This window comes from Elusimicrobiota bacterium, assembly GCA_016721625.1.
Lineage (GTDB): Bacteria > Elusimicrobiota > Elusimicrobia > FEN-1173 > FEN-1173 > JADKHR01.
The window spans coordinates 1,965,536-1,976,728 of sequence record JADKHR010000001.1 but is presented as its reverse complement, the minus strand read 5'-3'; the positions used below and the strand labels follow the sequence as shown (position 1 = coordinate 1,976,728).

The 11,193-nt window shown below is 58.5% G+C and carries 12 protein-coding genes; all 12 read right to left on the bottom strand.

Features of this window, described 5'->3' with window-relative positions:
• Positions 1-220 precede the first annotated feature (220 nt).
• Positions 221-376, bottom strand: a complete 156-nt coding sequence (locus tag IPP35_08615) for a hypothetical protein (protein MBL0059154.1) — start codon at positions 374-376, stop codon at positions 221-223.
• 527 nt (positions 377-903) lie between these two features.
• Positions 904-1,212: a hypothetical protein gene (locus IPP35_08610; GenBank protein ID MBL0059153.1), complete on the bottom strand. Its 309-nt coding sequence runs from the start codon at positions 1,210-1,212 to the stop codon at positions 904-906.
• 26 nt (positions 1,213-1,238) lie between these two features.
• On the bottom strand, positions 1,239-1,598 hold the full coding sequence (locus IPP35_08605; protein MBL0059152.1) for a prepilin-type N-terminal cleavage/methylation domain-containing protein: 360 nt from the start codon (positions 1,596-1,598) through the stop codon (positions 1,239-1,241).
• A gap of 112 nt (positions 1,599-1,710) precedes the next feature.
• Positions 1,711-2,301 carry a VCBS repeat-containing protein gene (locus IPP35_08600; protein MBL0059151.1) on the bottom strand — a complete coding sequence of 197 codons (591 nt, stop codon included), beginning with the start codon at positions 2,299-2,301 and terminating at the stop codon, positions 1,711-1,713.
• Entirely contained in the window at positions 2,289-2,717 is a 429-nt protein-coding gene (locus IPP35_08595) for a hypothetical protein (GenBank protein ID MBL0059150.1), read from the bottom strand. The genes IPP35_08600 and IPP35_08595 overlap by 13 nt, the downstream gene beginning before the upstream one ends.
• Entirely contained in the window at positions 2,690-3,319 is a 630-nt protein-coding gene (locus IPP35_08590; GenBank protein MBL0059149.1) for a VCBS repeat-containing protein, read from the bottom strand. The genes IPP35_08595 and IPP35_08590 overlap by 28 nt, the downstream gene beginning before the upstream one ends.
• 831 nt (positions 3,320-4,150) lie before the next feature.
• Complete coding sequence (locus tag IPP35_08585; protein MBL0059148.1) at positions 4,151-5,578, bottom strand: Rne/Rng family ribonuclease; 1,428 nt, start codon at positions 5,576-5,578, stop codon at positions 4,151-4,153.
• 20 nt (positions 5,579-5,598) lie between these two features.
• Positions 5,599-6,972, bottom strand: a complete 1,374-nt coding sequence (gene rodA, locus IPP35_08580) for a rod shape-determining protein RodA (GenBank protein MBL0059147.1) — start codon at positions 6,970-6,972, stop codon at positions 5,599-5,601.
• Positions 6,969-8,738 carry a penicillin-binding protein 2 gene (gene mrdA / locus IPP35_08575; protein ID MBL0059146.1) on the bottom strand — a complete coding sequence of 590 codons (1,770 nt, stop codon included), beginning with the start codon at positions 8,736-8,738 and terminating at the stop codon, positions 6,969-6,971. Before mrdA ends, rodA begins: the two co-directional genes overlap by 4 nt.
• On the bottom strand, positions 8,731-9,240 hold the full coding sequence (gene mreD / locus IPP35_08570) for a rod shape-determining protein MreD (GenBank protein MBL0059145.1): 510 nt from the start codon (positions 9,238-9,240) through the stop codon (positions 8,731-8,733). Before mreD ends, mrdA begins: the two co-directional genes overlap by 8 nt.
• Positions 9,237-10,082: a rod shape-determining protein MreC gene (locus tag IPP35_08565; GenBank protein MBL0059144.1), complete on the bottom strand. Its 846-nt coding sequence runs from the start codon at positions 10,080-10,082 to the stop codon at positions 9,237-9,239. The genes mreD and IPP35_08565 overlap by 4 nt, the downstream gene beginning before the upstream one ends.
• 63 nt (positions 10,083-10,145) lie before the next feature.
• A complete protein-coding gene (locus IPP35_08560; GenBank protein MBL0059143.1) occupies positions 10,146-11,168 on the bottom strand; it encodes a rod shape-determining protein in 1,023 nt (340 codons plus the stop codon).
• Between the last annotated feature and the right edge of the window lie 25 nt (positions 11,169-11,193).

The window sequence follows — 11,193 nt, the reverse complement described above, 5'->3', positions numbered from 1 at the left end:
CCCGGACAGTCACCCTTTTACAATTCGTTGGGGCGGTAGATGACACCACTTGTCCGGAAGCGTTGAGGTCACGTAGTCCATCCACGTGCCTTCCGTAACGCACGGAGGAGGCTAAAGAGTCCGGCAAGCTGAAGTTATTCCAATCGTCCACGTCATCGAAATCCCCAGGACCCGATTCACCGCTATCGGGCCCAAAACGGAGGAAGCCGAACTTAAATTTTCATCCCACCTCATGGAACGGATTTTGTCGATCAACCGCTGGGCCACGGCGGTGGACTTGAGTGACGTCCCAGGAATCCGTCACCGAGCGAATGGACGTCGTGAAGACGGACAGGATAAGGATCATCACCGGCACCAGAATGATCACGGAAACCACAATCTCCGCCAAAGGTGAAACCGCTTTGCGAGAACGAACGCCCCTTGGAAGTGGCCCGGGACCGCATTTAAGGCGCCTCCGGAAAACGGAAAACACCAACTCGAGGGCGTTCCGGGTGGTTGACGGAGACGCGACCGATCCGCCGAGCGGGGCCCCACCTCTCCCGATTCCAAAAAGATGACGAGCGGAAAATTCATGCCTTTCTGGAAAAATCCGAAAGGGAGAGGGCTGGGTAGGATCCCAGGCCTGGGCTGGCCAAAATCCCATCCCACCCAAAGCCGCCGGATATTGTTGAGCGACCCTTGGGATGACCAAGGGCTGCCGGGCACCAGCCTCCGTTCCCGGATCAACTGCCCGCTATTTCCATGAGGCGCCAAACGATATCGTATCCGTACGCGTCGACTGGTGGCGCCGCTCACCTCAAATCGATCGAACTCGAAAGTCACCCCATTGGTCGTCGTTAGGTCCAACGAGAGGGGCGTCACCACAATGTCGTCATGCGCGGCGTCGAGGGTAAAAGGAATCCGTCAGGGACGCTCCGGCTTCAACCCGATAATTATAAGTTCCAACAGCCGTAAAGGAGGAAACAAGATAAACCCATGTTTGCGGGGAGAAGCGAGCGTGATGGCCAGTGCGGAGGAAAGAAGAGGAGGCCAGGGAACGGGATCGCCTAGAAGCACCGAGTCCGCTCCCCGACCGATATTTGATTTATAAGTCCGGATCCCCACCCCGAACAGGTAGATATTCTGGCCCACCAACGAAAACGTCGCCGATTGCGCGGCAAATTGCCTGTTGTCATCCAAAGAGACGATCAGCCCGTAATGTCCATTCAACACCGAGACCGGACGGCCGCTGATATACCCTATTCGGTAAGAAAATTGAGAGTTTGAAATCGTCGGCGGGTACGGGACGCACGTCCATCCCCCCGGGGGAGGAGGCAAAGTCGTTGACATCGCTGTCGGCGTTTCCTCAAAACCGCAATTGGGGACGGCGTTTCCAATGGAATGGCGCGGGCCGAGAGAAGATCTTTTTCGATGACGTATTTGGCGATTTGCAGATCCCTTTGCAAAGGGATCGATCTCTGGACCCCGCCTAACCCATCGACAAAATTCCGCATCATCTTGAAAATAAAAAGGCCAAGAATGGAAACCAACGAAATAGCCACCACCATCTCAATGAGCGTAAAGCCGCGGGGGCGGCCCTTCCCGTTTAGGATTTTCAAGGGGCACCCACGTCTTGCCCAAGGATCCGCCCCACGGATCGGTCCGGCAAAGTGTACAGAAAGGAGACCACTCGCTGAACGAACCCCTTCTTCTCGATGGTGGTCATGACTTTCACATGGCGTTCCGTGTTCCAGTTGTTTTCGAAATAGGCGAGGTTGGTTTCAATGTGGGACCGCACCACATCCATATCCCCATCTCCGTCAAAATCACTAACAGCCAATCCCCCCGGGTGATATTCATGGCCGGAAGAGCGCCGTTTTCGACCAAGGGGATGGATCTCCAGGCCGTGATCGGGTTCGTGGGAAGCGATCCGGAGTTCAGCCAGAGGGTCGTCACCGTGCTTTTTCCCGCCGGCAAAGTGGGGAGGGGGTTCGGAGCGCTCTCCGAAAAAGCAACGATATCCAACAAACCGTCGTTATTGAAATCGGCCACGCGGATGTCGAGTATATTGCCCAAGGTGTTCGCTCCGGCCAGCGGGGTCTGGGTCCAGTTAACGCAATTCGCGCCACCCTGAAGACTGCCGGAAAAAATGGAAATCGGCGAGCCGGTCTGATTTCCCCCGGCGATGATCTCTTGGCACCCGCCTGGAATCACATCGGAGACGGTCACCGCGCGGAAGACGGGGAACTGGTTATGGACCACGACCTTGGTGAAAGGTAAGCCGCTAAAAATGTCCCCGCTGGGATTCTTTAAGTAAAACAATTCCTGGTCATTGCCGCCGGTTGGGCCATCCTCGCCAATGACCAGATCCGGAAAGGTGTCGCCATCGATGTCGGCGGACGAAATAACAATGCCGAACCGATCGCGATAGGGGCGCCGGCCACTATGACGGGAGCCACATTCCCAACTGTTTGGCTGAACAAACCCGGTCCGGCTCCATTGTTTTTAAAAACGTATAGCCCTGATTCCCCGAAAATGGCACCGCCATGAGCCAAAACGGCTAAGTCTAATTTACCGTCCAAGTTCATGTTAACCAAGGTTCCCGCCTGCGTATCATCGACACTGTAACTAGTTAAGCCCACTGAAAAATGCCCTGGGGTGTTCCATGGATCAACAGCATTGAATTGTTTGAACTGTATTTTATTGGTCGTCAAAGGAATGCTTTCAAACCAAGCCACTCGCCCGGCGCCGAGAGCGAAGTCGGTTGTGTTGTTTCCATACTGGCCCAAACAACGATATCGTTGTCTGAGTCGCCATCCAAATCCGCCACTTGAAGATTTTTTCCGTTGTAAATTTCGGGGGGATTGCCGGTGTTGAGGTTAACAAAACAAGGTTCGAAATACCCGTTTCCATTGTTTTGGTACCAGGCCAGGTCCCCTCCGGTATATTGGATAAAGGTGGAGTTGGGAGCTCCCACAATCCCAGCCAAAACGTTGGGCGAACTTGAGCCAGCGACGGCGAGATTAATTGGATTGTACAGGTAATGGGTCGGAGGAATCCATCCCCCTGGGGTTTGAAAATCGTTCGCCTGGACACGGCCGTCGGCCAGAATAACGACGTCGGCTAACTGGTCTCCGTTTATATCGCCCGCTTGAACCGCGCCATGAAGGCTTAAGAAGGAAAAAGAAGCCGCGGTCATGTCATACCCGGCGCCCGTTCCGGTAAAATCAATCGTTTCAAATAAATCGGCCCGCACCGGGAAAGCGAGCAGAATACCCCCGCCCAACACCCCGATACCCCTCCAAAAAGAACCTCGAAAGCGATTCGATAACGTATGCATTTATGACCCCCTCATTGAGCATAACCCCAAAAGGAAGAAAAAGCAATGAAACAATTTTGTCCTGTCGGTTTCCTTACATGCAACACAATGACTCGCTCTTAAGGAAAAATGTTAAGAATGAAGCCAATTGAAACCTGGCCATTCCTGTCGGTAACGCCGGCCAAACCGCGCCGCCTGACTTTCCATAACCAAGCCCACACGCCGATAACGTCCCAGTTGGTGTGCAAATAAAAAAATCAAACGTCCCGGGCGATAAAATAACCGGCCGTTTTAAAACGCACAAACCACCATGGTACATACTACCATATGGCCGGTTGCAGAGAAATAGGACGGTGATAATTTAATAACTTAGTGGCCCCCTCCATTGAATTTCTGTGTCAGTTTAGCGCTCTGAAGCGATTTTTGTAGTGGCCCGATTTATCGGGCGATTTTCCGTCAGAAGACCTTGTCCTGGAAAAAGGTGGCCCCCTCCATGGGGCCACTACAAAATGCATGCGTCATCGGATGAACCAAGCGGCTAAAGAGACACGAATTTCTATTATTTCCAAAATGCCGCGCCAGCCACGTCTCCGTGTTCCTGGAGGGTTATACGACGTCATCGTCCGAAGCATTGAGCCCGGACGATTCTCGCAGTGGAAGGGATTTGGTTGTATTTGTCGGAAGGGAAAAAATGGGATTCCCCGCCACGGAAATCCAACAAATTCTCTCCTTTTTCCACCGACGTTATCAAAAGCCATTCTTCGAGAAGAAAGACGGTTGGATGAAAACTTCTTTAAGTTATAAAGTTATCACCGTCCCCTATTCGACATAAAAAATCGCCTATGATCCCGGTCAATCAATCACGATGCGGTAGTCTTCCCAGGGGAGGGTGGGGTCGATGGCGATGGTGAGCGGGCGTTTGATGATTTTTTCCAGGCGGTCTTGGCGTTCGCGGACGAAGTCGCCCACGATGGGCGGGAGCGTGATTTGGAGACGGCCTTCCGAGCGGCCTTGGGTCATTTCCAAGATTTCTTTCTGGAGTTTTAGGTACATCGACTCCCGGGAGAGGACGTTGCCCGAACCGGCACATTCGGCGCAGGGTTCGGAGAGAAGGGACAACAGCGATTCCCGGCGGCGTTCCCGGGTCATCTCGACTAAGCCCAGGCGCGTGATGGGTAGGATTTTAATTTTCGCCCGGTCGTTCCGCGTGGCTTCCTCCAAGACCTCCACCACTTTGATTTGGTTCCGTTTCCTCCGCATGTCGATGAAATCGATCACGATGATGCCGCCGATGTTTCGGATCCGGAGCTGTTTGGCCACTTCCTCGGCGGCTTCCAGGTTGGTGGCCGTGACGGTTTCTTCCTGGGATTTGTGGCCGACGAATTTGCCGGTGTTGACGTCGATGGCGCAGAGGGACTCGGCCTCCTGGATGATGATGTAACCGCCCGAGGGGAGATCGATCCTTTGCTGGCGGATGTGGGACAACTCTCGGTCCACGCCGAAGGCTTGGAAAATCGGCGTTTTCCCGGTGTAGTGCTGGACGCGGTCGGCGAACTCCGGCGCCAGGGTTTCCACGAACTTTTTGACGTCTTTGTATTCCTCCTTGTCGTCGATCAAAAAAATCGCCGCGTCGTTGGTCAACAGGTCCCGCGCCACCTGAAACGTCAGGCCCAGTTCTCGGTGGATCAAGGTGCCGGGTTGGGAACTCTCGTATTTCCTTTGAATGGTTTCCCACAGTTTGGCCAAATATTTCATTTCGGCCTTCAGCTCGCCCTCGTCGGCGCCCTCGGCTTCGGTGCGGACGATCATGCCGCCCGGCAAATTCCCCTCGTCAATGATGCGCCGCAGTCGTTCCCGCTCCTCGGTGTCCTCGATGTTTTTGGAGACGCCCACGTGTTCGCTTTTCGGCATGTAGATCAGATAGCGGCCTGGAATGGAAATGTCCATGGTCACTTTCATCCCCTTGGTGCTGATGGCTTCCTTGGCCACCTGAACCATCAGCTCTTCCCCCCGCCGGAGCATCTTCTCGATGTGGCGGTCCTTTGACGAACTGACGACGTCCGTCACGTACAGGTAGGCGTTTTTTTCGAACCCCGTGCTCACGAAGGCGCTGGAGATGCCGGGAAGAACGTTTTCCAGCCGCCCCTTGTAGATGTTGCCCACCAGTTTCGCCATGCCGAGCGCGGGGCGCTCGATCATGAACTCCGCCAGATGCCCTTCCTCTAAAACGGCGATCCGCGTTTCTTCCGGTAAAACGTTGGCGATAATTTCTCTTTTCATAGGTGACTCCCTTTCAATGTTTACAAAATGTAACGACGCAAATGGATGGACAACAACAACCCGATGGCCATGAAGGACCCCACCAGGCCCGATCCCCCGTACGAGAGAAAGGGCAGGGGTACCCCCGTCACGGGCATGAGCCCCATGGCCATGCCGATATTGACGAGCCCTGAAAAAGCGAAAAAGGCGCCCAGCGCCGACGCCAGGTACCGCCCGAAATGGTCCCGGGCGGTGAAGGCAATGTCGAAAGCGCGCCAGGCCACCCAGAAATAGATCGCCAAAAGAAAAAGCGCTCCGGCGAAACCCGTCTCCTCCCCCACCAAGGAAAAAATAAAGTCCGTGTGTTTCTCCGGCAAGAAACCCAGCTGAGTCTGGCTTCCCGAGAGATACCCCTTGCCGATCAATCGCCCGGACCCCACGGCGATTTCCGACTGCAGAATATTGTACCCCGCCCCCAACGGATCCACGGCGGCATCCACGAAAGCGATGAGGCGTTTTCGCTGGTAGGGTTTGAGCGCGCGGTCCACCACGAACGATCCCGCCACGCCCGCGGCGATCACCCCCAAGGAAACAGCCAAAACGAAACCCGACAAATGGACCCGCCACTTCCGCAGGAACCACCAGCCGAAAACCACCGCCGCCGAAACCCCGGACCACATCAGCAAAAGAGGCCCGGGCTCCTGGAACGCCCGCGCGATCCAGGTCATGGCCCGGCTGTCGGCCCAACGATCTCCAACGATGGAAAAATAGGTCCCGGTGAGCGGAATGCCCAGCGCCAGACCGGCGCAAGCCAGCGTGGCCACCAACAAACCCAAAGGAGCCCCCGCGGCGAACAGGACCGCCAACGTCATGGGCCCCATCACCAGCGTGCTGGAAAGGTCCGGCTGAAGAAGCACCAACCCGAAATGAACCGCCGCCAAGAGCATGGGGGGGATGGCCCCGTCCCAGTGGCGGACGTCCCGGCTTCGGGCGTCCACATAAGCGGCCAGCGCCACCGCCAGGGCGAGCCGCGTGACTTCCACGGGTTGAAAATAGATGCCGCCCAAATCGATCCAGGACCGGCTTCCCCTCAACCGCGTCCCCACCACGAGAGTGAACACTAAGAGAAATAAACTCGCGAGGTATACGCCTTTGGCGTACGTCTGAAACACTTGGTAGGGGATCAGGGCCAATACCGACATGGCCAGGAACCCGACCCCCAGGCCCAACCCCTGGCGGGACAAATAGGCCGAGGCGTGGCCTCCCTGGATCGTGGCGGAAAAAATAAAAAGCAGGCCCATGGTGGAAAGCGCGATCACCGACGCCAGAAGGCTCCAATCCAGCCGGGCCAACACCCGGAGCCCGCCCGTGGTTTCCCCCGCGCGAAAAAAACGCGGAACGATTTCGACTCTCACGGGGTCGGCCTCGGGTAATAAGCCTCGATCATCGCTTTGGCAATCGGGCCCGCCGCCACCGAGCCCTGGCCGCCGTTTTCGACGAATACGGCCAACGCCAACCCCGCCGGTTCCCCCGGCCGACCCGCGTAAGCCGAGAACCATGAGTGGTCCTCCCCATGGGGGTTTTGCGCCGTTCCGGTTTTGGCCCCGATCACCAGGTCCGGCCGATAGACGCCCCGGCCCGACCCCTGGGTGACCACGCCCTCCAGCGCCCGGTGCAGAATAGACCATACGCGTTCGTCCAAAACAACCCGGCGGCGGGCCTCGGGCTCTCGCCGATAAAGGATTTTCTTGTCCGGCCCCACCGCGTGGGAAACCGCGTAGGGCCGCCACACCGTTCCGCCGTTGGCGATGGCCGCCAGCAGAACAGCCGCCTGGAGCGGCGTCGCCGTCATGGCCCCTTGCCCGATGCAGAAATTCAACGTGTCCCCTTCATACCACCCTTGCTTTTGGATGCGCCTTTTCCAGTCCCGGCCCGGCACGAGGCCGGGAGACTCTCCAGGCAAATCCAGTCCGGACTTTTCACCGAATCCAAACGCTTTGGCGTAGGTTTCAATGGAATCGGGCCCCGCCGTCCGGCCCAGGTTGTAGAAGTAAACGTTGCAGGACCAGGCCACGGCCCCGAAAAAATCCAGAACCCCGTGGCGTTTCCAGCAACCGAACTTTTTTGTGCCCAGATCGTAGGAACCCGTGCAGAGAATGCTTTGCCGGGTGTTCCACGTGGTGTCTTTCAGGACGGCGGCCGCCGTCACGATCTTGAAGATCGAGCCGGGCGGATAGATGCCCTGGAGCGCGCGATTAAAAAATGGCAGGTCCGGATCCCCCAGGTAATCGCCCAGATTTTGGGATGGATCGTAGCCCGGCGCGCTGGCGAAGGCGAGCACGGCCCCCGTGCGGGGATCCAGCGCCACGGCGGCCCCCCGCCCCGTGGAAGATCCCCCCAACCCGGCCTCGGCCACGGATTGGAGCCGTCGGTCCAGCGTGAGATGGATGTCGGCTCCTGGAACCGACGGAATTCGGCGAACCACCTGGACGTGGCGGCCGGCGGCGTCCATTTCGAACTGCAGGCCTCCGTCGGTGCCGCGCAGATCAGGGTCGTACATTTTTTCGAGTCCGTTTTTGCCGACCCATTGGCCGGGACGGAGGGCCTGATCCCGAGCGCGCCGAAGTTCCCCTTCGTCCACCTCCCCCGCGTAGCCCAAGAGATGGCAGGCCAGCTGGCCGTAACGCGCCCGGCGTTGGGGTTCGACTAAAACGTTCACACCGGGCAGGAAGATCCGCCGTTCCATGAGCGCCAGGGCGGTCTCCCGCGGGATGTTGGTCAGGATCCGCGTCATCTTTCCGGACTTCCGGGCTTCCCCCATTTTCCGAATCAGCGCCGCTCCGGCGTGGGGCAGTCGGCTCGCCAGTTCTTTTTCCATTTTTTCCAGCGGGACGCTGCCCTTGGGGTTGTGGGCGTAGAAAAGGGAAAACCGCGGGGCGTTGTCCAAAAGGACTTCTTCCCCCGCGCCGTCCCGGGCGTAAACGAGACCCCGCGGGGCCAGGAGCGGAAGGATTTGAGTGCTGTTCATTTCGGCCCGGCGGGCCATGTCCGAACCGCAAACAACTTGGAGATAGAAGAGCCGGAACACCAGAGTGACGAACGCCGCCGTGGCTAGGGAAGAGAGAATAAAAAGGCGCCGGTCGTCCCGGGTTGTGAACGGCGTGCTTTCCTGATTAAGCATGGGGCGTTTCGGACCGGGGAACCGAGTGCCCGATCCAAACCTCGGTGGCCCAAAAAACCGCGGGAGCGGTCAGCGCGTTTAAAACCACTTGGCCCAGGGCCAGGCCCACGCCGGGATGGCCCACCAGGGCCGGTTGGAAAAACCGCGACAACCCCCACACCCCGGCCCATAAAAGAAGTGTCCCACCCACCGCAAGAGATTCCTGGGTCACCAACTCGTTGGCGTTCAGATTTTTGGACAGGGTTCCGGAAGCGTAACCCGCCAGGGCCAGAAGCCAACCCTGAACCCCAAAAGCGGTTATCCCATGGGCGTCCAGGGCCAACCCCCAGAGAAAACCAAGCCCCATGGCTAGGTGGACCCGCCCCCGGGCCCCGAGAGCCAGAACCACCAAAAGAAGCCAATGGGGGGTCGGGAGGGCGGGCGGCGCCCAATAGAGGAAAACCAGCTGGAACGACCAGCCCAGGATCGCCGTCAGAACGAAAAATAAAATGCGCCGTTTCATGGGACAGGGTTCTCCACGGCGGCGGGTCCGGCGGTGCGGGTCAGGATCAGCACTTCGCGCACGTAACCCAACCGAGCGAAAGGAATCACCGCGGCGCGTTTGGAACTGGCTCCCGCCGCATCCAGCACGTCGGAGACCCAGCCCACGGAGATATTGGCAGGATAAACCTCGCCCAGGCCCGAAGTCGCCACCTCGTCGCCGGGTTGGATCGTTGAATCGGAAAACAAATAGTTTAAAAAGAGGCGCCCGGTGCCGCGGCCTTCCACCAACCCCTGTTCGCCGGTGCGGACCACGTGGGCGGACAAAGCCGAGAAAGAGTCGGTGAGAAGCAAAACCCGCGCTTTTCCGTCCGGAAGGAGTTCCCGCACTTGGCCCACCACCACGGCCCGCCCGTCTTGAACGGTGATGACGGCGTCGCCCTCGGCCACGCCGGGAGCGCCCGGCTCCACCAGAAGCGTGTGGAACCAGTCCGCGGGGTCCCGGGCCCACACCCGCGCCGCGGTGGCCCGAAACCGAGGGCGCGGCGTGAACCCCAGCAGGTCGGCCAAACGGCGGTTTTCATCTTCCAAGGTCATCAGGCGTTTGGCGTCCAGGCGTTCCTGGATCCAACGGGATTCAAAATGCCGGGCCCGCTGGTCCGCGCGGATCAGCGCGGCCAGGCGGCTTCCCACCACCCCCCACTGGTCCATCTGCCCGACCACAACGGTCGCGACGGGGGACCAAAGGTAATAAAAGGTGTGTTTAAGGGATTGGACGACCCGATCCGCCGACCCGGCCAGAAGGCCCAGGCTGAGGAGGGTATAGAGGCCGAAGAGTACCGCCGTTCTATGCCGCTGAAACAAAAGAGATCTCCCTGCGCCCGCAAGCGGGCGCGGTTCCGGAAGGGAGCGGTGAGGAAGGGCGAATCAGTAAGACGGGCGGCCGCGGGAGCGCTTGATGTTGTCGAGCTCCTCCATGTAGCGGCCGCAACCCATCACGACGCAGGTCAAAGGTTCGGCGGCGCGGGTGACGGGCAATTCCGTCTCCCGCGACAGGAGTTCCGGGATGCCGCGCAGGAGGCTTCCGCCCCCCGCGAGAACGATTCCCCGGTCCACGAGATCCGCCGACAGTTCCGCCGGCGTCTCTTCGAGCGTCGCCTTGACCACGTCCACGATGAGTTTCAGAGGTTCCGAGAGGGCCTGGCGGACTTCTTCCGACGTAATGGAAATCGTCTTGGGAAGCCCGGACACTTGGTCCCGTCCCTTCACCTCCAAACTCTGTTCATCGACTTGGGGGAAGGCGCTGCCGATTTTAATCTTGACGTCTTCCGCCGTTGTTTCGCCGATGAGCAGATTGTACTTCCGTCGAAAATATTGCATGACGGCCTCGTCCATCTCGTCTCCCGCCACATCGAGAGACTTCGAGACCACCATTCCCCCCAAAGATATCACGGCCACTTCGGTCGTACCGCCGCCGATGTCCACGATCATGTTGCCGGTGGGTTCCGAAATGGGCATTCCGGCGCCGATGGCCGCCGCCTTGGGTTCCTCAATCAGATACACAGGCGGGCGCGCCCCCGCCTGTTCCGCCGCCTCTTTCACCGCCCGGCGTTCGACCTCGGTGATCCCCGAAGGAATCCCGATGACGACGCGGGGGTGAAGCAGGCTACGGCGATTATGCACCTTCCGGATAAAATACTTGATCATTTCCTGCGTCACATCGAAATCCGCAATCACGCCGTTTCGCAAGGGCCGCACGGCGTATATGTTGGCCGGCGTTTTCCCCAGCATCCGTTTGGCCTCCAAACCGAAAGCCACGGGTTCTCGGGTGTCCCGGTTGATGGCCACCACGGAGGGTTCCTTCAGGACGATGCCCTGCCCCTTGACGTAGACCAAGGTATTGGCCGTGCCCAGGTCAATCCCCATGTCGTTCGAAAAAAGGCTGAAGATGTAATCAAACACGCGTGGCCAACCC

Bases quoted from the DNA above. Each gene is read 5' to 3' on its own strand.
- IPP35_08590 (MBL0059149.1), bottom strand. From the start codon at position 3,319: ATGCATACGTTATCGAATCGCTTTCGAGGTTCTTTTTGGAGGGGTATC.
- IPP35_08585 (MBL0059148.1), bottom strand. From the start codon at position 5,578: ATGAAAAGAGAAATTATCGCCAACGTTTTACCGGAAGAAACGCGGATC.
- mrdA (MBL0059146.1), bottom strand. From the start codon at position 8,738: ATGCTTAATCAGGAAAGCACGCCGTTCACAACCCGGGACGACCGGCGC.
- mreD (MBL0059145.1), bottom strand. From the start codon at position 9,240: ATGAAACGGCGCATTTTATTTTTCGTTCTGACGGCGATCCTGGGCTGG.